Genomic DNA, 22625 nt, shown 5'->3' with positions numbered 1-22625 from the left:
ACCACTTCGGACGGTGCTTCGACACCGGGGGCCGCCTCGCCGCCAAGGATGTGATTCCCCGGGCGGGGCGGTCCGTCGCAGGTCGGTGCGCCGGACCAGGGCCAGGGTGACGGCCGTGGCGCCCGCGATGGTGGCGTGGTTGCTGGGGAAGGACCAGTCGCCGGACGGCGGGCAGTCGGCGAGGGAAGGTACCGCTCCCGAAACCGCCCGACACGGAGGCTCCTCCGTGACGCCGGACTTGAGCACCTCACTGCACAGGTACGCCGCAGCCGTGGCCAGAGGTGCAAGGGCCGCGATCGCGAACGCGTGGGTGGTGCCGCGCCTACCCCGCCACCACGCCGCCGCGAACAGCGCGGCGAAGAACAGGATTGCGGCCTCCGTCCATATCCCGACGGTGTGTTGTACCCACGTAGGGGTGTCGTGCGCGGCGTCGGTGAGGTCGCGGTAGAGCTCGGTGTCGTCGAAGTCCATGGTCACGGACGGTAGGTGGTGGGCCGAAACAGTCACAGCCTGCGATCGTCAGGTGTCACACCCGACGAAGGACAGGGGTGGAGTGGCCGCTTCCGGGATGATGATCCGGAAAAGTTGTGAGCCGGGGCGGCGGGTGGGGCCAGCGAAGGCGCCGATCTCTCGTACAGTTTGCGCCGTGGGATCTCTGCGCAATCCGGTCGGGCCGCTTCCCTCCTCCATCTACTGGCGTCGGAGGGCCGTACTGCTGTCCGTGACGGCCCTGTTGGCACTGCTGATCGCCTGGATCGTGACCTCGGGCGGCGGAGGCGGCGACAACGGCGCCGGCGGATCCAACGACAAGAATCCCTCCCCCTCGACGATCACGCCGGGGCCCTCCGGCTCCGGGCCGGCGATCAGCCAAGCGCCGGGCGGCAGGGAGGAGTCGAGCGGCGGCGGCTCCGGCGGGTCGGGGTCGGGCGGCGGGTCCGGGGGCGGCTCCGGCGACGGTGCGGGGTCGGCCGCGGGGACCGGGTCGGGTTCCGGTGGTGCCGGAGGGGCGGGCGGCTCCGACGGTGCGGCGGCCGGTGGCGGTACCGGCACCGGGGTGGGCTCGGACGACACCCTCGCCGCGGGTTCCTCGCTCCCCAACTGCACCGCGAGCGCGGTGAAGTTGACCGTGACCAGCCTGCACAACGCGTACGAGCCGGGGCAGACGCCCACCCTGCTGCTGACCGCGAGGAACTCGTCCGCCGGTGACTGCAAGGTCGATCTCGGCCCGAAGAACGCGGTGTTGACGATCACCCCGGCCGACAGCGACGACGTCTACTGGTCCTCCGCCGACTGCCCCAAGGCCTCCGGCAACCTGGTCTTCCGTGCCCCCGCCGGCGCGGCCATCACCTACACCGTCAAGTGGGACCGCAAGCCGAGCGCCCCGCAGTGCGCGACGCCGCCCGCGGGGTCGGCCGGCGCGGGGACGTACCTGGTGGAGGCGAAGGCCCCGGGGTTCGGGACGGCCCAGGCCTCGTTCGTGCTGGAGAACGACTAGCGGCACTGTCCTGGCGACGGCACCTTGCGGGTCCCGGGCGTACCGCTGCTGGTCCCGGGCGTGCGTGGTCGGTTTCGAGCGTGCGTGGTCGGTCCGGGGCGTACCGCTGTCGGTCTCGGGCGGGCGCTGTCCGGTCCGGACGCGTTTCCTGGCTACCTGGGCGTGCGCTGTCCGATCTGGGCGTGCTGCTGTCCGGTCCGGATGTGTCTCCGGCTACCTGGGCGTGCGCTGTCCGATCTGGGCGTGCTGCTGTCCGGTCCGGACGTGTCTCCGGCTACCTTGGGCGTGCGCTGTCCGACCTTTGCGTACCCCCGCCCCACCCGGCGTGCGCTGTCCGCCCCGGGCGTACCTCCGCCCCACTCGGACGTACCGCTGATCCGACCTAGACGTACCGCTCCAGGATCGACGACTCCGCCAGCCGCGAGAGTCCCTCCCGCACGCTCCGGGCCCGCGCCTCGCCGACGCCGTCCACCGTCTGCAGGTCGTCCACACTCGCGGCGAGCAGCTTCTGCAGCCCGCCGAAGTGCTCCACCAGCCGGTCGATGATCGCCCCGGGGAGCCTCGGTACCTTCGCCAGCAGTCGGAAGCCCCGCGGCGACACCGCCGAGTCCAGCGCCTCCGGCGAGCCGGTGTAACCCAGCGCCCGCGCCACCGTGGGCAGTTCGAGCAGCTCGGCGTGGCTGAGGGCGTCCAGCTCGTACAACGCCTCCTCGACCGTGCGGGAGCGCTTCGCGGTGGGCTCGGGGACGTAGTCGCGTACGACCAGCTCGCGCTCGGGCTCCACGCCGGCGATCAGCTCGTCCAGCTGGAGGGCCAGCAGCCGCCCGTCCGTGCCGAGCTCCACCACGTACTCGGCGATCTCGGTGGCGATGCGGCGGACCATCTCCAGGCGCTGCGCCACGGCCGAGACGTCCCGGACGGTCACCAGGTCCTCGATCTCCAGCGCGGACAGCGTGCCCGCGACCTCGTCGAGGCGCAGCTTGTAGCGCTCCAGGGTCGCGAGGGCCTGGTTGGCCCGGGACAGGATCGCCGCCGAGTCCTCCAGGACGCGGCGCTGACCGTCGACGTACAGGGCGATCAGCCGCATCGACTGGGACACCGAGACGACCGGGAAGCCGACCTGCTTGCTCACGCGGTCCGCGGTCCGGTGCCGGGTGCCCGTCTCCTCCGTCGGGATCGTCGGGTCGGGGAGCAGTTGGACGCCCGCCCGGAGGATCTTCGACAGGTCGGAGGACAGCACGATGCCGCCGTCGAGCTTGCACAGCTCCCGCAGTCGCGTCGCCGTGAACTCGACATCCAGGACGAAACCGCCCGTACACATCGATTCGACGGTCTTGTCGGAGCCGAGCACCATGAGGCCGCCCGTGTTGCCGCGCAGGACCCGCTCAAGGCCGTCGCGAAGGGGCGTGCCGGGAGCCACAGCGCTCAGTGAGGCGCGCATGAGGCCATCGGCGCCGGAACTCCCGCCGGACTTTCCGGGAGCTGCTGCCCGGTCGTTGGCTGCCACTGCACTCCTCCGGTCGCAGGTTCTGGGACGCCCCCGCTCGCACACTCGGTTCGTACGGACGGGCGAGACCAGGGCAAAGTCTACCGGCGGTCCTCGTCGTCCTGTGGGGCCTCTCGGCGACGCGAGCGCGGAAGGACTCTCAGAGCGTCCCCTATGTCCGCGACTTCCATCACCTTCATGCCCGTCGGGACCTTGCCCGGATCACCCGGTACGAGCGCGTGGGTGAAGCCCAGACGGTGTGCTTCGGAGAGTCGTCGCTGCACCCCTGTAACCCTTCTGACCTCGCCCGCAAGGCCGACCTCGCCGATCGCGACGAGGTTCTTGGGCAGGGGGGTGTCGCTGGCCGCGGACGCCAGCGCGAGGGCGATGGCCAGGTCCGCGGCGGGCTCCGACAACCTCACACCGCCGACCGTCGCGGAGTAGATGTCCCGCTTGCCCAGGGCGCTGATCCGGCCACGCTGCTCCAGGACGGCCAGCATCATCGAGACGCGGGAGGTCTCCAGGCCGGAGGTGGTCCGCCTGGGGGAGGGGATCTGCGAGTCCACGGTGAGCGCCTGGACCTCGGCGACCAGCGGACGGCGGCCCTCCAGGGTGACCGTCAGGCAGGTGCCGGGGACCGGTTCGTCACGACGTGTCAGGAAAAGTCCGCTCGGGTCGGCCAGACCCGTGATGCCCTCGTCGTGCAGTTCGAAGCAGCCGACCTCGTCGGTGGTGCCGTAGCGGTTCTTGACGCCTCGGACGAGGCGCAGACGGGCATGCCGGTCGCCCTCGAAGCTCAGCACCACGTCCACGAGGTGCTCGAGCAGGCGCGGGCCCGCGATCGCGCCGTCCTTGGTGACATGGCCCACAAGGAGCGTCGACATCCCGCGGTCCTTGGAGGCCCGGATCAGGGCGCCCGCCACCTCGCGCACCTGGGCCATGCCGCCGGGGGCGCCGTCGATCTCGGGGGAGGCGACGGTCTGCACGGAGTCCAGGATGAGCAGGGACGGCTTCACCGCGTCCAAGTGACCGAGCACGGCGGCCAGATCCGTCTCGGCGGCGAGATACAGATGGTCGTCGATGGCCTTGATGCGGTCGGCGCGCAGCCGGACCTGGCTGGCGGACTCCTCGCCGGTCACATAGAGGGTGCGGTGCTCGTCGCTCGCCGACTTGGCGGCCACGTCGAGCAGCAGCGTCGACTTGCCGACGCCGGGTTCGCCCGCGACCAGCACCACCGCGCCGGGCACCAGGCCGCCGCCGAGCACCCGGTCCAGCTCGGGCACGCCGGTCGAGCGGGCGGTCGCCTGCCGGCCGTCGACCTGGCCGATGGGGACGGCGGAGGTGGTGACGCGTCCCGGCGACGTCGTGCGGACCGCGGGCGCGCCGTACTCCTCGACCGTCCCCCAGGCCTGGCACTCGGGGCAGCGGCCGAGCCACTTGGCCGTCTGCCAGCCGCACTCGGTGCAGCGGTAGGACGGACGCTCCTTGGCGGACTTCGTGCGGGCAGCCATGCACGAACCGTAGCCGCCACCACTGACAACGCGGACGCCGACCGCGCTGCCGTCTACGGGTACGCCTCCCCGGGGGCGCGCGGGTCACCCCGTTCGAATCAGCCACCCACGACACGAACAAGCCACGGAATAAACGGTTCCTGTCCCCTATTGAGGGATCGTTTCACCCGTACGGATTAAATGTGCTCAAGGCTGCCGAAGGGCCCAACTCCGGCCGCCTACGGTCCACGGGTGATGAGCAGCAGTCCGGAGACCTCGACCCGCACCACCGGCGCACACCGGGCGCACCGGGAGGGGCGCGACCGCGGGGCGGCGCGCACGCCGGCGCAGCGACCGCCCGCGCGCCACGAGCCGTACCTGGACGGCCTGTTCACCTACTGCCTGTCCGTGCTGTGCGACCACGACGCGGCGATGGCCGCCCTCGGCGACGTCCTCGCCCTCGCCGACCGGCGCCGCGGCCCGGACGCGCCCGGTGACCGCAGGGCCTGGCTGTACGCGCTGGCCCGCTGGTGCTGTCTGCGCAAGCTGGCCGAGGCCAAGCAGAAACGTCAGGCCTCCCACGCGGCGGGCCGTTCCGGCGCCCACCGGGAGACCGGCCAGAAGCCCGGCGACCCGGCCGCGCCCGGCGACGCCCAGCAGCAGCGTCGGCGTGAACTGGCCCTGCTCGCCTGGCCGGAGGCCGCCGGTACCACCCCGGAACAGCGCGAGGCGCTCGAACTCGCCGTGCGCCACCACCTCGCCGCCCACGAGGTCGCCGCCGTCCTCGGCATGGACCTGGCGGCCGCCCGCGAGCTGCTCGCCTCCGGGGCCTGCGAGGTCGAACGCACGCGCGCGGCCCTCGCCGTCGTCGAGACCGGCGGCTGCCCGGGCGTGGCCCGGCTCACCGGCGACAACCAGCTCGTGCTCAGCGCCGCCGTCCGCCGTGAGCTCGTCCGGCACGTCGACGACTGCCCGCGCTGCCGCCGTACCGCCGAGCGCGCGGTCCCCGGCCGCTGGCCCGGCGCGGCCGTCACCCCCGCCGAGCTGCCCGTCCTGGAGGCGCCCCGCGCGGCCCTGCACGGGGTCATGACGCACGCCCCCCGCGCGCGGGGCGCCGCGGCGCCCCGCTTCGACCGGCGCGGTTTCCCGATGGACCCCAAGGACCGCGCCGCCCGGCGGGACCGGCTACGCGCGCGTGCCGTCACCACGACCGTCGTCGCCACCGTCGTGGCCGCCCCGGTGCTCGCCCTGTGGGCCGCCTACCGGGGCACCCCGACCGGCGAGGGTGCGGGCGGCTCCGCCAGCGCCAGCGAGGCGCACGGCGCGGACAGCCTCGACGGCGAGTCGGCGAGCGGCGGCTACGAGAACGCCGGCAACGCCAGCCCCCGCGCCGGCGGCCGCTTCACCAAGGGCGACCACCCCGACGTGTCCGTCGAGGTCGTCAGCGTCGCCGGCGCCGGCGCCGGCACCGGCAACCTGGACGTGACCGCCGACAACAGCGGCGACACCACCCTGGTCACCCTCACCGCGACCGGCTCCACGCCCGTGCGCTGGTCGGCGACCACTCAGGCCGACTGGCTCTACTTCAGCCAGTCTTCGGGAACGCTGGAACCCGGCGAGTCGTTGACGATCAAGGTGTACGTCGACCCGCTGCGCGAGCCGTCCGGGTACTGGAGCGCGCGGGTGGCCGTCGCACCGGCCGGCGCCGTCGTCTCCATCGAGGGCTACGGCACCGCGCCCGGCCCCTTGGACCCCGGCCCCGGCCCCGGCGGTCACGAACCGGGCACCGGCCACCCCGGTGACCCCTCCCCGTCCGACCCCGGCCCGACGCCCACGACGCCCGCTCCCTCGGATCCGCCCCCGAGCGACCCGCCCTCGTCGCCCGACCCGGAGCCCTCGGCCGGCGAGCCCACCCCGTCCGGGCCCGGGGACCCGACGCCATCGCCCGGCGACGGCGGCGACCCGAGCCCGTCCACCTCGTAGGTCTGCGGACCGCCGCCGGTGTCAGCCGACCGGGTCCGCCGGGTGCGGAGCGAGCAGCGGCAGCTGCGAGGCCAGCCGCTCCTCGCACAGCTCGACCAGCCGGTCGTAGCCCTCCTTGCCCATCAGCTCGACCAGCTCCGGCCGGTAGGAGACGTACACCGGGTCGCCCGCGCCGTGCGCCGAGGTCGCCGAGGTGCACCACCAGTGCAGGTCGTGGCCGCCCGGGCCCCAGCCCCGCCGGTCGTACTCACCGATCGACACCTGCAGCACGCGCGTGTCGTCGGGCCGGTCGATCCACTCGTACGTCCGCCGCACCGGCAGCTGCCAGCAGACGTCCGGCTTGGTCTCCAGCGGCTCGCGGCCCTCCCGCAGGGCGAGGATGTGCAGCGAGCAGCCCGCGCCGCCCGCGAAGCCCGGCCGGTTCTGGAAGATGCAGGAGCCCTGGTGGGGTCGGGTCTGCCGGTCACCGTCCTCGTCCTCGGAGACCCAGCCGTGCCGGCTGCCCTCGTCGTGGAACTGCCAGATCTCCGGCGTGAGCCTGGCCACATGCTCCGCGACCCGCTTCTCGTCGTCCTCGTCCGAGAAGTGGGCACCCAGCGTGCAGCACCCGTCGTCGGCCCGGCCCGCCTGGATGCCCTGGCAACCACTGCCGAAGATGCAGTTCCAACGAGAGGTCAGCCATGTCAGGTCGCAGCGGAAGACCTGCTCGTCGTCCGCCGGATCAGGAAACTCCACCCAGGCGCGCGCGAAGTCGAGGCCCTTCTCATCGGCCGCCAGGGCCGGCCTCGGCTTCTTCGGTGCTTTCGCCTGCGAGGAACCCTTGGCGGATTTGGCCGTCTTGCCGTCTTTCGCCTTTTTCGTCTTTGGCACGAGACCAGGGTAAGGCGCCGACTTGGACTCCGGAGACTGCCGGCCGCCCGGCTGGCAGTAGCGTGCCGTACATGAGACTCGGTGTCCTCGACGTGGGATCGAACACGGTGCATCTGCTGGTGGTGGACGCACACCCGGGCGCGTGCCCCCTGCCCGCGCACTCGCACAAGGCGGAACTGCGCCTCGCCCAACTCCTCGACGAGGCCGGAGCCATCGGTTCCGACGGGGTCGACAAACTCGTCGGCGTCATCCGGGACGCCCTCCAGGCCGCCGAGGACAAGGGCGTCGAGGACCTCCTCCCGTTCGCCACCTCCGCGGTGCGCGAGGCCACCAACGCCGACGAGGTCCTCGCACGCGTGCAGTCCGAGACCGGCGTCGATCTCCAGGTCCTCACCGGCCCCGAGGAGGCCCGGCTCACCTTCCTCGCCGCCCGCCGCTGGTTCGGCTGGTCCGCGGGCAAGCTGCTCGTCCTCGACATCGGCGGCGGCTCCCTGGAGATCGCGTACGGCATGGACGAGGAACCCGACGCCGCCGTCTCGCTGCCGCTGGGCGCGGGCCGCCTCACCGCGGGCTGGCTCCCGGGCGACCCCCCGGACCCGGAGAACATCCGGGCGCTGCGACGCCACGTCCGCGCGGAGATAGCCCGCACGGTCGGCGAGTTCACCCGCCTCGGTGCCCCCGACCACGTCGTGGCCACCTCCAAGACCTTCAAGCAGCTGGCCCGGCTGGCCGGCGCCGCCCGCTCCGCGGAGGGCCAGTACGTCCAGCGCGAACTGAAGCGGGAGTCCCTGGAGGCCTGGGTACCGCAGCTCGCCGACATGACGACCGCCGAGCGGGCCGCCCTCCCCGGTGTCTCCGAGGGCCGGGCCGGCCAGCTCCTCGCGGGCGCGATGGTGGCGGAGGGCGTGATGGACCTGTTCGGCGTGGAGAGCGTCGAGATCTGTCCGTGGGCGCTCAGGGAGGGCGTCATCCTGCGCAGACTCGATCACATGGGGTCGGCGTAGACACCCCGGGGGAGCGGGCAGCCGCGCGCCACGACACGGCGAACCCGCGCGCGCCCTATGGCGAACACCACAACGGCCAACGGGCGCCCCGCATCCACCGGACCGCACCCCGTAACCTGTCCTCCATGGCGAAGCCAGTCGTACGCATCCCGGATGCGAAGGTCGCCCTGTCCACGGCCTCCGTCTACCCGGAGTCGACGGCGACGGCCTTCGAGATCGCCGCACGCCTCGGGTACGACGGCGTCGAGGTCATGGTGTGGACCGACCCCGTCAGCCAGGACATCGAGGCGCTGCGCAGACTCAGCGACTACCACCGGATCCCGATCCTCGCGGTGCACGCCCCCTGCCTGCTCATCACGCAGCGCGTGTGGTCCACCGATCCGTGGGTCAAGCTCCAGCGCGCCCAGGCGGCCGCCGAGAAGCTCGGCGCGAGCACGGTCGTCGTCCACCCGCCGTTCCGCTGGCAGCGCCAGTACGCCCGCGACTTCGTCACCGGGATCTGGCGCATGGCCGACGAGACGGATGTGCGGTTCGCCGTCGAGAACATGTACCCCTGGCGCTACCGCGACCGGGAGATGCTCGCCTACGCGCCGGACTGGGACGTGACGAAGGAGGACTACCGTCACTTCACGATCGATCTCAGTCACACGGCCACGGCCCGCTCGGACGCGGTCCAGATGATCGACCGCATGGCCGACCGACTCGGCCATGTGCACCTCGCGGACGGCCGGGGCTCGGCCAAGGACGAGCACCTCGTGCCCGGCCGCGGCACCCAGCCCTGCGCCGAGGTGCTGGAGCGCCTCGCCCTGACCGGCTTCGACGGCCATGTCGTCATCGAGGTCAACACCCGGCGGGCCATGTCCGGCGCCGAACGTGAGGCCGATCTCGCCGAGGCGCTCGCCTTCACACGGCTGCACCTGGCCTCGGCCGTGAAGGTGCCCCGGCGGTGAGCGACGTCACCGCACGCAGGCGCGGCCGCCGTCCTCGTACGGAGTCGGAGGGCACCCGCGAGCGCATCCTGGCCGTGGCCCGCGAGGAGTTCTCCAAGCGGGGCTACGAGAAGACGTCCGTGCGGGGCATCGCCAAGGCGGCCGGGGTCGACTCGGCCTTGGTCCACCACTACTTCGGCACCAAGGAGCAGGTCTTCGAGGCGGCCGTGGAGGTCGCCTTCGCGCCCGCCCTGCAAGCCCGCGACATGCTTCTCGACGGCCCCGTCGACACCGTCGGCGAGCGTCTGACCCGCGTCGTCTTCGGCCTCTGGGAGAACCCGGTGACCCGGACGCCGCTGCTGGCGATCGTCCGCTCGGCGGTGAACAACGACACCGCCGCGACCGTCTTCCGCCGGATGGTCTCCACCCAGCTGCTGGCGCGCGTCGCCGGCGAGATCGACGCCCCCGACGCGGAGCTGCGCGCCGAGCTGGCGGCCGCGCAGGTGGTGGGCACCGCCATGCTCCGGTACGTGATCAAGGTGGAGCCGCTGGCGTCGGTGGACGTGGAGCAGATCATCGCCCGGGTGGCGCCCGTGGTGCAGGGACACCTCACCGGGAACCTCACCGGGCACCTCTCCGGACCGCCGGAACGGTGAGACACGTATCCCGCATGTCGGACACCGTGTCCGCCCCCTGGATGACCGGCGTACGCTCGATAGCAGTCAGAAGTCTCTGATCGCAGTCTCTGCAGTCCCTGAAGGAGCGAGCGACGATGCCCGAGCTGAGGTCCCGCACAGTCACCCACGGTCGCAACATGGCGGGCGCACGCGCCCTTATGCGCGCCTCCGGTGTACCCGGTGCGGACATCGGCCGCAAGCCGATCATCGCGGTCGCGAACAGCTTCACGGAGTTCGTCCCCGGCCACACCCACCTGCAGCCGGTCGGCCGGATCGTCAGCGAGGCGATCACCGAGGCCGGCGGCATCCCGCGCGAGTTCAACACCATCGCGGTGGACGACGGCATCGCCATGGGCCACGGAGGGATGCTCTACAGCCTCCCCTCCCGCGACCTCATCGCGGACTCGGTCGAGTACATGGTCGAGGCACACTGCGCCGACGCCCTGGTCTGCATCTCCAACTGCGACAAGATCACCCCGGGCATGCTCAACGCGGCCCTGCGCCTGAACATCCCGACGGTCTTCGTCTCCGGCGGTCCGATGGAGTCCGGCCGCGCCACCCTCGTCGACGGCACGGTCCGCACGCTCGACCTGGTCGACGCGATCTCCGACGCCGTGAACGACAAGATCTCGGACGAGGACATCCTCCGTATCGAGGAGAACGCCTGCCCGACCTGTGGCAGCTGTTCGGGCATGTTCACCGCCAACTCGATGAACTGCCTCACCGAGGCCATCGGCCTCTCCCTCCCCGGCAACGGCTCGGTCCTCGCCACCCACACCGCGCGCAAGCAGCTGTACGTCGACGCCGCGCGCACGGTCATGGACATCACCCGGCGCTACTACGAGCAGGACGACGAGACGGTCCTGCCCCGTAACGTCGCCACCTTCGCGGCCTTCGAGAACGCGATGGCCCTGGACATCGCGATGGGCGGCTCGACCAACACGATCCTGCACCTGCTGGCCGCGGCCCAGGAGGCGGGCGTCCCCTTCGGCCTCGACGAGATCAACGCGGTCTCGCGCCGCGTGCCCTGCCTCGCCAAGGTCGCCCCGAACGTCGCGAAGGACCGCACGTACTACATGGAGGACGTGCACCGCGCCGGCGGCATCCCCGCCCTCCTCGGCGAACTGCACCGCGCCGGCCTGCTGAACGAGGACGTGCACTCGGTCCACAGCCCCTCCCTGGCGGACTGGCTGAAGACCTGGGACGTCCGCGGCGGCTCCCCGTCCCCCGAGGCCCTGGAGCTGTGGCACGCGGCCCCCGGCTGCGTCCGCTCCGCCGAGGCCTTCTCCCAGTCCGAGCGCTGGGAGGCGCTGGACGAGGACGCCGAGGGCGGGTGCATCCGCAGCGCGGAGCACGCGTACTCCAAGGACGGCGGCCTCGCGGTCCTCAAGGGCAACCTCGCGGTGGACGGCTGCGTCGTGAAGACGGCCGGCGTCGACGAGTCCATCTGGACGTTCGAGGGCCCCGCGGTCGTCTGCGAGTCGCAGGAAGAAGCCGTCGAGAAGATCCTCAACAAGAAGGTGACGGACGGCGACGTCGTCGTCATCCGCTACGAGGGTCCCAAGGGCGGCCCCGGCATGCAGGAGATGCTCTACCCGACGTCCTTCCTCAAGGGCCGCGGCCTCGGCAAGACCTGCGCCCTGATCACCGACGGCCGCTTCTCCGGCGGCACCTCGGGCCTCTCCATCGGCCACGCCTCCCCGGAGGCCGCGTCCGGCGGCACCATCGCCCTCGTCGAGGACGGCGACCGCATCCGCATCGACATCCCGGGCCGCACGATCGAGCTCCTGGTGGACGACACCGAGCTGGCCCGCCGCGAGCAGGCACTCGGCGGCGTCTACGCCCCCAGGAACCGTGAGCGCAAGGTCTCCGCGGCCCTGCGCGCGTACGCCGCCATGGCGACGAGCGCGGACAAGGGCGCGGTCCGCGACGTGAGCAAGCTGGGCTGAGTGTTCGCGAGGGGCCGTCCCTTCGGGGGCGGCCCCTTTCGCATGCGCTGCGGGAACGACGTCCCGGCGCGGCTCACCAGGCCGAAGGTTTCTGCGCCGGGACGGAGAAGACCGTGCCGTCGGGGCCGCTCGCGTAGACGTGGCCGTCGGCGATCACGGGGGCGGGCAGCGTGCCGGCGACCTGTTCGGAGTTCGTGTCCAGGCGCGGGGAGGTCTGCCCGAGCAGTTCGCCGTCCGCGGCGTCCACGGCGACCAGCCGGCCGTCCGGCGCGGTGAGGTACACGTGCCTGCCGTCCGCCACCGGCGCGGAGCCCCTGCTCACGCCGGTCTCCAACCGCCACCGCTGCTCCTGGGCTGCCATGTCCACGGCCACCAGCGAGCCACCGGACCCCGTGAGGTACACGAGGTTCCCGCGTACGGTCCCCTGGGCCTGCTCCAGCGGCACGGTCAGCGCCACGCGTCGCACGCTCCCGTCGTCCGGGTCGTAGCGGACCACCGTGCTCGCGTCGCCGTACACCGCGTCGACGGCGACGAGGAAGACCGAACCGCCCGCGGTGCCGACGGCTTCCAAAGCCCCCTTCAGCCGCTTGTCCCACCGCACGTCACCCGTGTCCGGGTCCACCGCCGTCACCAGCGTGCTCGCCCCGTCGTCGGACGTGGTCGTCGCGTACGCCAGCGGATCTGACGCGAAGGAGACGAAGTACGGCACCTTGTGCCCGGTGATCCGGCGGTTCCACCGGGTGTCGCCCGAAGCGCCGTCGACACCGGTGACCGAGCCGTCGGCGCCGGTGAGCAGCAGCATGCCGCCCGCCGCCCGCAGCCCGCTGTACGAAGGCAGGTCCCGCTGCCACCCGGCCTTGCCCGACCGCGGATCGAGCGCCTCCAGTCGCCGGCTCCGGTCCAGCGCGGGCTGCACGAGTCCCCCCGACACGACCGGCTGCCCGGCACGTGCCCCGGCGACCGCGCGCCGCCACAGCAGACGTCCGTCCGACGGATCGAGGGCGAAGACCAGACCGGTCTGCCCGCACAGCAACTTCCCCGCACCATAGGCACATTGAGGTGTGCCCTTCCCAGGTGACGCCGTCGTCTCCCACAGGCCGACCCCGGCCGACGCGGTCCTCGGCGTACCCTCGCCCCGCCGCGCCGGGCTGTCGCCGTCCTCGCCGCCGAGCAGCTGGACCGAGGCCAGGGTCACGAGCGCGGCCAGCCCCAGCGCCCCGGCCCCGACCGCCGCCCATCTGCCCCGGCGGCGGGTCGGCGGTCGCGGCTCGGGCTTCACCAGACGCGGCTCGGGCTCCGGCTCCGGCATGGACCCGGATTCGGATTCGGACGCGTATTCGGACGCGGACCCGGCCCCGGACACTGACCCGGGCTCGGGCGTATCCTCCGTCCGCTGCGCCGGTATGAACGCCTGTGTGTCGTACGAGGCCGCCACCGACCGGAGCTCCCGCATCAACTCGTCCGGCGTGGGCCGGTCCTCGGGCTCCTTGGCCAGGCACCGCATCACCAGCGGCGCGAGAGTCTCCGGCACGCCGGTCAGGTCCGGCTCGTCATGAACGACCTGGTAGGCGACGACATACGGACTGTCCGAGTCGAACGGCCCGCGTCCCGTCGCCGCGTGCACCATCACGGATCCGAGCGCGAAGACGTCGGCCGCCGGCCCCACCTCCCGCGGCCGACGGAACTGCTCGGGCGCCATGAACGGCGGCGTCCCGATCAACTTCCCCGTCTCGGTCCGCAGTTCACTGTCCTTTGGCCGGGAAATGCCGAAGTCGATGACCTTCGGCCCGTCCTCCGCGAGCAGCACGTTGCTCGGCTTCAGATCCCGGTGCACCACGCCGACCCGATGGATGTCGCGCAGCGCCTCGGCCAACCCGGCCATCAACCGGCGCAGCTGGCCGGGGCTCATCGCCCCGTTCCGCTTCACATGCTCGGACAGGGTCGGCCCCGGGATGAACAAGGTGGCCATCCAGGGTCGTTCGGCGTCCGAGTCGGCGTCGACGACGGACGCCGTGAAGGCGCCGCTGACCTTCCGCGCGGCAGCCACCTCCTGCCGGAAGCGCCCCCTGAACTCGGCATCCCTGGCGAACTCGGCATGCACGACCTTCACCGCGAGCTTCATCCCCGAGGTGCTCCGCGCGAGATGCACCACGCCCATGCCCCCGGAGCCCAGACACGACTCCAGACGGTAGTGCCCGGCGTACTCCGGAAGTTCCGCTTCCGCGCCCGCCCCCGTGTTGCGCTGTGGCGCCATGCGACCACCCCCGTGCTGTCCGTCCGCGCGCGCGACGCACGGAGCCTAGTCGATGACTCGTACGGGACAGAGGCGGCTTGCTAGCTTCTCTGTGCGAGTCTCGCATTTGTGTTTCATGGCTCGTTTCAGGGGAATCAACGGGACCCCATGGCACTCATGGGGTCGAACGGGGGAGGTCTTTTCATGTCTGTCGAAGGCGTCGAAGTGGCAGCGGGCGACGTGGCGGAGGGCGGGGACGCCGCCACCCTGGCAGCGGTCACCACCACGGCCCTGCGCTACTACGCGGTCGCGCCTGGCGTCCGCCTGAACGTCCGCAGCGGCCCCGGCACCAACTACACCGTCGTGCGGATCCTGGCCGAGGGAGCCCGGGTCCCGATCTTCTGCCAGTCACCGGGCACCACGATCACCGGTCCGTACGGAACGTCGAACATCTGGGACAACATCGACAACGGCGAGTACGTCTCGGACTCCTACGTGAACACCGGCAGCGACGGCTACATACGCCCGCGCTGCTCCTGATCCCGACCGGAGCCCGCGGTGGCCTCAACGCCATAATCAAGGGGTGAGCGACGAACAAGCCACCCTGCCCGCGGGCTCCCCGGGCTCCCCGGGCTCCCCGGGCTCCCCGGGCTCCCCGGGCTCCCCGGGCTCCCCGGGCTCCCCGGGCTCCCCGGGCTCCCCGGGCTCCCCGGGCACCCCTCGCCCCGAGCCCCTCCGTCTCTTCGGCACCACCTGGGTGAACCACGACGGCGGTTACGCCCTCCGTCGCGTCGCCGCCTCCACCGGCTCCCTCGCCGCAGCGGTCGCCTCCTGCCTGATCCTCCGCTTCGCCCACGAGGGTCTCCAGATCGCCGACACCGGCAGCTTCGTGACCGTCCTGGTCGTCGCGATGTTCGCCATCTGCAGCGCCCTCGCCTTCCGGCACACCTGGGACGGCTTCGGCACCCGCCCCGACCCCGACCGCCAGGCCTCCCTCCGCGGCCTCCTGGCCATCGGCTTCGTCGGGTCCCTCCTCGCCTACTTCTTCCGCTCCCTCACCGAGGCCCCCGGCGAGAAACTCCACCGCCAGGAGTACGAGGCAGCCCTCCACCGGCACGAGAAGCGCACCACCCGCCGCACGGGCAACCCTTCGAGGAAACGCCGCCGATAGCGACGCGTGGCGGCGGTCGTGCCGCGGCTCGTTGCTTTCGCACCGCGGCTCGTTGCTTTCGCACCGCGGCTGGTAGGGGGATGCGCCGCGGCTCGTGCGTGGACCACTCGGCCCGGGTGCCGGCCTACGTCCGTCGGTTCCCGGGTGCCGGCCGCGGCCCGGACCCTCCCGACTTCCGGCGCGGCGTCGAGGACGTGCGACGCCTGAAGGTCCCGTCGGCTGCCGGCTGCCGCTGCGCGACAACCCTGCCTGCCCTGCTCCGACGTGCCGCCGCGCGCAGGCACACCGACTCTCACCGAATACGCACCGCATCCCGTCCCCAACCCGGCCACCATGGGCCTATGACGGCCTCATCGCGCACCGCTCGAGCCCAGTCCTTCAACGCCGCCGCAGCCCAGTACGCCGCCAACCGCCCCTCGTACCCGCCCGCCCTGTTCGACGCGATCGAGGATCTGGCCGGCCGTTCCCTCACCGGCGCCCGCGTCGCGGACATCGGCGCCGGCACGGGTATCGCGACCGCCCTCCTGCGCACCCGGGGCGCCGACGTCGTCGCCGTGGAACCCGGTGACGGCATGTCCGCCCAGTTCCGTCGCGTCCACCCCGACATCCCGATCATCCGGGGTGACGGCAACACCCTCCCCCTGGCCACCTCCTCCGCCGACTTCCTCACCTACGCCCAGGCCTGGCACTGGACCGACCCCGCGCAGGCCCTCCCGGAGGCCGTCCGCGTCCTGTGCCCGGGCGGCGCCCTCGCGCTGTGGTGGAACACCGACGCCCTGGACGTCCCGTGGATCGCCGAGGCCGCCGAGCGCGTCGGAAGCTGGTTCGGCGTGAACGTCTCCGAAGAGAAGAGGGCGGTCAACGCCCAGGCCGTCGATCCCACCGGCCGCCTCGACTTCGCCCGCCGCGAGGTCCGATGGAGCCGCCGCGTCTCCATCGACACGCACCTGGCCAACCTCGCCAGCCACTCGGTGTTCCTGGTGCACGGCGAGGAGTCCGTCGCAGCCTTCCTCGCCGAGGAGCGGGAGCACCTGTCGAGGACGTTTCCCGACGGAACCGTAGAGGAGATCTACGACGTGATCCTCTTCCTGACCACCACCGTTCCTGAGCGGTGAGCGGGAGTAAGTCCGACCGGGTGGTGACACGGAGCCCGTCCGTGGACCGGTCCTGGATGGGCGAAGTCCCGCACGAACTGGCCATACGAGCAGGGGCCCCGCACGCCGGCGCCGCGTTCGGCGTCCCAGATCGCGTCGCTCACGTCGATCCGCTGAAACACCCTCATGCGCGCTCCCCGGCGAGCAGTTGCCTGACCTCCTGACCTACTCCGGCAGCACCACTCCCGCCACATCGGTCAGCCAGGCCGGACCAGCCCCGGGGACCCGGCCGGCCAGGGAGACAGGCTTCTCGCCCCCGAGCGTGGCCGGTTTCCCGGCCGTCGGATGGGTCCTCCCTGTGCCCCGTCTCCGCCGGTGCGCCACCTCTGCTGCCCCGGACCAGGCACCGCAGCCGTCCAGCGCACCGGCCAACGGAGTGGCCTACCGCTGCCGCGCCCCGGCCCCCCGCAGCGCCCTACGCGACCACCCCCTCCCCTTTGACCCCCTGCTCCTCTCCCCGCCCAGCCGCCCACCCCTCCAACGCCGCCGCACACGCATGGTCCATGTGCCGCAACCCGTCCAGCTCCAGCCGCACGACCCGATCCCGCGGCAGACCCTCCAACGCGTCGAGCAGTTTCGGCAGCCGCAGGAACGTCGCATGCCCCAGCACCCGTACGACGATCCCGGCGTCCCCGCGGTCCTCCGTCTCCACATGCACATGGCTGATGTCCCACGCGGTCTTCGCCACCGCCAGAGCCAGCCCCACCAGCACCCCCTCGAACAGGTTCCCCACCACGATCGCCACGGCGGTGACCCCCAGCACGACCACCTCCCCCCGGTGCCCGCGCCACAACACCCGCATCTCCCGCACCGGCACGAGCCCGCACCCGGCGTGCACCAGCAGCCCGGCCAGCGCCGCCACCGGAATCACCGCGAGTGCCCCGGGCAACAGCGCCGTGAACACCAGCAGCCACACCCCGTGCAGCACCCGCGAGGCCTTGGTCCGCGCACCCGCCCGCACGTTCGCCGCGCTCCGCACGATCACCGCGGTCATCGGCAGCGCGCCCAGCACCCCGCACACGGTGTTCCCCGCCCCCTGAGCGATCAGCTCCCGGTCATAGCCGGTCCGCGCCCCCGAATGCATCCGGTCCACGGCAGCCGCGCTGAACAACGACTCCGCGGACGCGATCAACGCGAACGCGACGACGGTCCCGATCACCCCCACTTCCATCAGCCGCCCGAAATCCGCCCCCGTCGGCACCCGCACCGCCTCGACCAGCCCCCGCACCTCGACCCGCCGCACCTCCAGGTCGAACACCCCGGTCACCAGAGCCGCCGAAGCCACCGCCACCAACGGTGCGGGCACCACCCGTGCCCCCCGCCGCCAACGGGACCAAAGGAGCAATACGGCAATAGTGGCAGCTCCCACTGACAACGCCACCGGATCCACCCACCCCGGCAGCGACACCAGCCCGGCGAGCTTCCCGAGACCGCTCGCTGGCGCCGCCGCGTCCCCCAGCGCGTACACCTGCCCGGCCACCAGCACGAGCCCGATCCCGGCGAGCATCCCCTGCACCACGGCCCCGGACACGGCCCGGAACCACCGCCCGAGTCGCAGCGCCCCCAGCCCCAACTGCACCAGCCCCGCCCCGAGCACCAACACCCCGAGCGCCTCGACGCCGTACCGCTGCACGGCCTCGTACACGAGCACGGTCAATCCCGCCGCCGGTCCGCTGACCTGCAGTCTGCTGCCGGGCAGCGCCCCGGCGACCAGCCCGCCGACGATGCCGGTGACCAGCCCCAGCTCGGCGGGGACGCCGGAGGCGACGGCGACTCCCACACACAGGGGCAACGCCACGAGAAACACGACGACGGACGCGAACAGATCGGCCTTGACCACGGCACAGCGCATCACGACAGCACCTCCGCTGATCACCGAGAGACGGAAGACGGAAGACAGAAGGCGCGAGACGCGTGGGTGCCGAACCAGAAGAGGGCGCGGCTGACGTGCTCGCGCCCGGCACATCACCGTGCACTGAAATCCATTGTCGGGAAGCCGAGTTGCTCGCGCACCCGATTCCCCAGGGGTATCGGGTGCATCCGGAGGCGCACGAACCGGATCATTCGCCTCCGATCACGCCCCCCATGCGCCTGCGCCGCCCAACGCGACCCGCCTGCCAAGCGGCTTGACGAGGCGCGTCCACGGGAGGAATATTCAGCACATGATGAATAAAAATCTCGGCTCAGCCGACCCGGCAACGGCCCCGGGGGGTGACACCCCCGCCGTCGACGCCGAGGGCCTGACCGTCGCCCGAGGCCCCCGCACAGTCCTGCGCGGCCTCGACTTCACCGTCCCGCGCGGCGAGATCACAGGCCTGCTCGGCCCCTCCGGATGCGGCAAGTCCACCTTGATGCGGGCCATCGTCGGCACCCAGGCCAAGGTCACCGGCACCCTCGACGTCCTGGGCAGCCCCGCCGGGCACCCCACCCTGCGCACCCGCATCGGCTACGTCACCCAAGCCCCCTCCGTCTACGACGACCTGACCGTCCGACAGAACCTCGCCTACTTCGCCGCGATCCTCGCCCCCGGCCGCGCATCCGCCGACCGCCGCCACGAGAACGTCACCCGCGCCATCGCCGACGTCGACCTCACCACCCACGCCGACGCCCTCGCCGGCAACCTCTCCGGCGGCCAACGCAGCCGCGTCTCCCTCGCGGTCGCCCTCCTCGGCACCCCCGAACTCCTGGTCCTCGACGAACCCACCGTCGGCCTCGACCCCGTCCTCCGACGCGACCTGTGGAACCTCTTCCACGACATCGCGGCCCAGCGCGGAGCGACCCTCCTCATCTCCTCCCACGTCATGGACGAGGCCGAGCGCTGCCACCGCCTCCTCCTGATGCGCGAGGGCGAGATCCTCGCCGACGACACCCCCGACTCCCTCCGCACCCGCACCCGCACCGAGACCGTCGAGGCCGCCTTCCTGCACCTGGTGGACGAGGCCACCACCACCGGCCACCGTAAGGAGACGACCCGATGAGCACGACGACCGGCAGCTCGCACGCGAGCGCCCCCACCCCCACCAGCGCCCTGAACGCCGCCCGCACCCTCGCCACCGCCGCCCGCGTCCTGCGCCAGCTACGCCACGACCCGCGCTCGATCGCGATGATGATCCTGATCCCCTGCGTGATGCTGTTCCTGCTGCGCTACGTCTTCGACGGAAGCCCGCGCACCTTCGACAACATCGGTGCCTCTCTCCTCGGGATCTTTCCGCTGATCACGATGTTCCTCGTCACCTCCATCGCCACCCTGCGCGAACGCACCTCCGGCACCCTCGAACGTCTCCTCGCCATGCCCCTCGGCAAAGGCGACCTCATCGCCGGCTACGCCCTCGCCTTCGGCACCCTCGCGATCATCCAGTCCGTCCTCGCGACCGGCCTGGCCCTCTGGTTCCTCGACCTGGACGTCACAGGCAGCCCGTGGCTCCTTCTCCTCGTCGCCCTCCTCGACGCCCTGCTCGGCACCGCCCTCGGCCTCTTCGTCTCGGCCTTCGCCGCCTCCGAGTTCCAGGCCGTCCAGTTCATGCCGGCGGTGATCTTCCCCCAGCTCCTGCTCTGCGGCCTGTTCACCCCCCGCGACAAGATGCACCCCGTCCTCGAGGCCATCTCGGACGTCCTCCCCATGTCCTACGCGGTCGACGGCATGAAGGAGGTCCTCGAGCACACGGACATGACGGCCACCTTCGTACGCGACGCGCTGGTCGTCGCGGGCTGCGCGCTCCTGGTCCTCGGCCTGGGTGCGGCCACCCTCCGCCGCCGGACCGCATGATCGCCCGCCCCACGTCCGCCCTCCGGACAACCGAGCCGCACCCCCACTCCCGATGCGAGGATGAACCCCGGACGACGCACCCCCGGAGGGCACCCCAGCCATGACGCAGAAAGTCGCAGTCCTCGGCACCGGCAAGATCGGCGAAGCCCTGCTCAGCGGAATGATCCGCGCCGGCTGGGCCCCGGCCGACCTCCTGGTCACCGCCCGCCGCCCCGAGCGAGCCGAAGAACTCCGGTCCCGCTACGGAGTCACCACGGTCACCAACCCGGAAGCCGCCAAGAGCGCCGACACCCTGATCCTCACGGTCAAGCCGCAGGACATGGGCACCCTCCTCGACGAACTCGCCCCGCACGTCCCGGCCGACCGCCTGGTCATCAGCGGCGCCGCCGGCATCCCCACCTCCTTCTTCGAGGAGCGCCTCGCCTCCGGCACCCCGGTCGTCCGCGTCATGACGAACACCCCGGCCCTCGTCGACGAGGCCATGTCCGTCATCTCCGCCGGCACCCACGCCACCGCCGACCACCTCGCCCACACCGAGGAGATCTTCGGCGCCGTCGGCAAGACGCTGCGCGTCCCCGAGTCCCAGCAGGACGCCTGCACGGCCCTCTCCGGCTCCGGCCCGGCGTACTTCTTCTACCTGGTCGAAGCCATGACGGACGCCGGCATCCTGCTCGGCCTGCCCCGCGACAAGGCCCACGACCTCATCGTCCAGTCCGCGATCGGCGCCGCCACCATGCTCCGCGACAGCGGCGAACACCCGGTCAAGCTCCGCGAGAACGTCACCTCCCCCGCGGGCACGACCATCAACGCCATCCGCGAACTCGAGAACCACGGCGTGCGAGCCGCCCTCATCGCCGCCCTCGAAGCCGCCCGCGACCGCAGCCGGGAACTGGCCGGCGGCAACAACAGCTAACGCCTCGCCGCCCCCGCCGCAGGGGGCGGCACACAGCGCCGGTGCCCGGCTACCGCCCCGCACTCACCGCGATATCGGTGACCGCCGGCAACAACCCGATAGCCCGATACGCGGCGTCCACCGTCGGCCGGGCCATCGCCCGCGCTCTCTCCGCCCCATCCCGCAGCACCCCCTCCACATAACCAGGATCCGCGCACAACTCCTTGTGCCTCTCCTGAACGGGCCTGAGAACCTCCACCACCGCCTCCGCGGTGTCCTTCTTCAAAGATCCGTACGTCTCATATACACCGCTCAGGTCCGACGGGTTCCCACCCGTGCAGGCCGCGAGGATCTCCAGCAGGTTGGCCACACCGGGCTGCGCCTCCCGGTCGTACGCGACCTCGCGCCCACTGTCGGTCACGGCCCGCAGCACCTTCTTGCGCACCACGTCCGGCTCGTCCAACAGATAGACGATTCCCGGCCCGGAGTCGTCGCTCTTCCCCATCTTCGACAGCGGCTCCTGCAGGTTCATGACCCGAGTCGCCACCGCCGGGTGCGTGGCCCGAGGCACCACGAAGGTGTGCCCGTAGCGCTGGTTGAACCGCACCGCCAGGTCGCGCGCCAGCTCGACGTGCTGAGTCTGGTCGTCACCGACCGGCACCTCGTCGGCCCCGTACGCCAGGATGTCCGCCGCCATCAGCACGGGATACGTCAACAGCGACAGCCGCACACTCCCGCCCCGCGCCTGCTCCCGGGCTGCCTTCTCCTTGTACTGGATCATCCGCCGCATCTCACCGTCCGTGGCGACGCACTCCAGCAGATACGACAGTCGCGCGTGCTCGTCCACATGACTCTGTACGAACACGGTGCACAGCTCCGGATCCAGCCCCGAAGCCAGCAGCAGCGTCGCCCCCTGCCGGCTCAGCCGTCGCACCCGCGCCGGATCATGGTCCACGGTCAGCGCGTGCAGATCGACGATGCAGAACAGCGCGTCGGCCTTGTGCTGATCGACGTCAGCCCACCGCCGCATGGCTCCCAGGTAGTTCCCCAGCGTCAGATGCCCGGTCGGCTTGACCCCACTGAAGACCCGCGTCATCTCTCTCCACCTCCTGGTCGAGACCGCCGTCCCGGCCGGCCGGCCCCCTGAAGCTCTGGAGGGAGAAACAAGAACGGCCGCCGAGGCGGCGGCCGTTGAGTGCATACGTGAGCACGGCCGCCGTCAGGCGGCCCACCACAGCTGGGTGCACGTACGCGTAGTCATGACGCCCAGGGTACGCCTCGGGGGCCCCTCGCGGCCCGAAGTTGACACACCCCGACCCGCTACGTAGTGTTCTCCGAGTTGTCCGACGTGAGCGCCGACTCCGGTCGGTCCCCGGACAGCCATTCAGCAAGTACCTGCCGACACTCGACGACAGTCTTCTGCCGTCGTTGCATTGGCGCGCGTATTTGCGAAATGAGGAATCCGCGTTCGAAAGGACGCAGCCCCCGATTAGCGTCGGGAGCAGGGAATCCGCTAAAGTCTCACT

General features: G+C 71.8%; 18 protein-coding genes and 1 pseudogene. 12 read left to right on the top strand and 7 right to left on the bottom strand.

Features of this window, described 5'->3' with window-relative positions:
* Positions 1-63: 63 nt before the first annotated feature.
* Positions 64-471: pseudogene (locus tag AQJ84_RS44115) on the bottom strand (phosphatase PAP2 family protein); the annotation flags it as partial.
* Positions 472-646: 175 nt separating this feature from the next.
* Between AQJ84_RS44115 and AQJ84_RS14640 the strand changes: the two are divergent.
* A complete protein-coding gene (locus AQJ84_RS14640) occupies positions 647-1495 on the top strand; it encodes a hypothetical protein (RefSeq protein WP_030043388.1) in 849 nt (282 codons plus the stop codon).
* Between the two features lie 382 nt (positions 1496-1877).
* Here the strand turns inward: AQJ84_RS14640 and disA are convergent, their stop codons facing one another.
* On the bottom strand, positions 1878-3002 hold the full coding sequence (gene disA / locus AQJ84_RS14635; RefSeq protein WP_030043389.1) for a DNA integrity scanning diadenylate cyclase DisA: 1125 nt from the start codon (positions 3000-3002) through the stop codon (positions 1878-1880).
* Between the two features lie 80 nt (positions 3003-3082).
* Positions 3083-4492 carry a DNA repair protein RadA gene (radA, locus tag AQJ84_RS14630; RefSeq protein ID WP_030043390.1) on the bottom strand — a complete coding sequence of 470 codons (1410 nt, stop codon included), beginning with the start codon at positions 4490-4492 and terminating at the stop codon, positions 3083-3085.
* A 234-nt stretch (positions 4493-4726) separates the two neighbouring features.
* Between radA and AQJ84_RS14625 the strand changes: the two genes are divergently transcribed.
* A complete protein-coding gene (locus AQJ84_RS14625) occupies positions 4727-6454 on the top strand; it encodes a BACON domain-containing protein (protein ID WP_445585617.1) in 1728 nt (575 codons plus the stop codon).
* A gap of 21 nt (positions 6455-6475) precedes the next feature.
* Here the strand turns inward: AQJ84_RS14625 and AQJ84_RS14620 are convergent, their stop codons facing one another.
* Positions 6476-7324: a hypothetical protein gene (locus tag AQJ84_RS14620; protein WP_053191329.1), complete on the bottom strand. Its 849-nt coding sequence runs from the start codon at positions 7322-7324 to the stop codon at positions 6476-6478.
* Between the two features lie 71 nt (positions 7325-7395).
* Between AQJ84_RS14620 and AQJ84_RS14615 the strand changes: the two genes are divergently transcribed.
* The 4 genes from AQJ84_RS14615 to ilvD all read left to right on the top strand — a co-directional run bounded on the left by AQJ84_RS14615 (position 7396) and on the right by ilvD (position 11883).
* Positions 7396-8328, top strand: coding sequence for a Ppx/GppA phosphatase family protein (locus AQJ84_RS14615; RefSeq protein ID WP_053191337.1), 933 nt, complete (start codon positions 7396-7398; stop codon positions 8326-8328).
* A gap of 125 nt (positions 8329-8453) precedes the next feature.
* Positions 8454-9278 (top strand): sugar phosphate isomerase/epimerase family protein, encoded by an 825-nt coding sequence (locus AQJ84_RS14610; RefSeq protein WP_030043396.1) that lies wholly within the window; start codon positions 8454-8456, stop codon positions 9276-9278.
* Positions 9275-9913 (top strand): TetR/AcrR family transcriptional regulator, encoded by a 639-nt coding sequence (locus AQJ84_RS14605; RefSeq protein ID WP_051870159.1) that lies wholly within the window; start codon positions 9275-9277, stop codon positions 9911-9913. Before AQJ84_RS14610 ends, AQJ84_RS14605 begins: the two co-directional genes overlap by 4 nt.
* 116 nt (positions 9914-10029) lie before the next feature.
* On the top strand, positions 10030-11883 hold the full coding sequence (gene ilvD / locus AQJ84_RS14600; RefSeq protein WP_030043398.1) for a dihydroxy-acid dehydratase: 1854 nt from the start codon (positions 10030-10032) through the stop codon (positions 11881-11883).
* A gap of 73 nt (positions 11884-11956) precedes the next feature.
* On the opposite strand, the gene AQJ84_RS14595 is transcribed toward ilvD, so the two are convergent.
* Complete coding sequence (locus tag AQJ84_RS14595) at positions 11957-14137, bottom strand: serine/threonine-protein kinase (protein WP_030043399.1); 2181 nt, start codon at positions 14135-14137, stop codon at positions 11957-11959.
* Between the two features lie 183 nt (positions 14138-14320).
* Between AQJ84_RS14595 and AQJ84_RS14590 the strand changes: the two genes are divergently transcribed.
* From AQJ84_RS14590 to AQJ84_RS14580, 3 genes are all read left to right on the top strand, one after another.
* Positions 14321-14656: an SH3 domain-containing protein gene (locus AQJ84_RS14590; RefSeq protein ID WP_030043400.1), complete on the top strand. Its 336-nt coding sequence runs from the start codon at positions 14321-14323 to the stop codon at positions 14654-14656.
* Positions 14657-14699: 43 nt separating this feature from the next.
* Positions 14700-15287, top strand: coding sequence for a hypothetical protein (locus AQJ84_RS14585; RefSeq protein ID WP_053191331.1), 588 nt, complete (start codon positions 14700-14702; stop codon positions 15285-15287).
* A 341-nt stretch (positions 15288-15628) separates the two neighbouring features.
* Positions 15629-16402 carry a class I SAM-dependent methyltransferase gene (locus tag AQJ84_RS14580; protein ID WP_037803930.1) on the top strand — a complete coding sequence of 258 codons (774 nt, stop codon included), beginning with the start codon at positions 15629-15631 and terminating at the stop codon, positions 16400-16402.
* A 454-nt stretch (positions 16403-16856) separates the two neighbouring features.
* On the opposite strand, the gene AQJ84_RS14575 is transcribed toward AQJ84_RS14580, so the two are convergent.
* On the bottom strand, positions 16857-18293 hold the full coding sequence (locus AQJ84_RS14575) for a SulP family inorganic anion transporter (RefSeq protein WP_030043403.1): 1437 nt from the start codon (positions 18291-18293) through the stop codon (positions 16857-16859).
* Between the two features lie 310 nt (positions 18294-18603).
* On the opposite strand from AQJ84_RS14575, the gene AQJ84_RS14570 reads away from it, so the two are divergent.
* The 3 genes from AQJ84_RS14570 (at position 18604) to proC (ending at position 21120) form a co-directional block, all read left to right on the top strand.
* The gene (locus AQJ84_RS14570; protein WP_030043404.1) at positions 18604-19419 is read left to right on the top strand and encodes an ABC transporter ATP-binding protein; all 816 of its coding nucleotides are present in this window, start codon (positions 18604-18606) and stop codon (positions 19417-19419) included.
* Positions 19416-20207, top strand: a complete 792-nt coding sequence (locus tag AQJ84_RS14565; RefSeq protein ID WP_030043405.1) for an ABC transporter permease — start codon at positions 19416-19418, stop codon at positions 20205-20207. The genes AQJ84_RS14570 and AQJ84_RS14565 overlap by 4 nt, the downstream gene beginning before the upstream one ends.
* Positions 20208-20307: 100 nt before the next feature.
* The gene (proC, locus tag AQJ84_RS14560; protein WP_030043406.1) at positions 20308-21120 is read left to right on the top strand and encodes a pyrroline-5-carboxylate reductase; all 813 of its coding nucleotides are present in this window, start codon (positions 20308-20310) and stop codon (positions 21118-21120) included.
* Between the two features lie 49 nt (positions 21121-21169).
* Here the strand turns inward: proC and trpS are convergent, their stop codons facing one another.
* Positions 21170-22195 (bottom strand): tryptophan--tRNA ligase, encoded by a 1026-nt coding sequence (gene trpS, locus AQJ84_RS14555; RefSeq protein ID WP_030043407.1) that lies wholly within the window; start codon positions 22193-22195, stop codon positions 21170-21172.
* Positions 22196-22625: the final 430 nt, after the last annotated feature.

The sequence above is a fragment of the Streptomyces resistomycificus genome (assembly GCF_001514265.1).
Taxonomy (GTDB): domain Bacteria; phylum Actinomycetota; class Actinomycetes; order Streptomycetales; family Streptomycetaceae; genus Streptomyces; species Streptomyces resistomycificus.
This window is presented reverse-complemented; position numbering and strand designations above follow the sequence as displayed.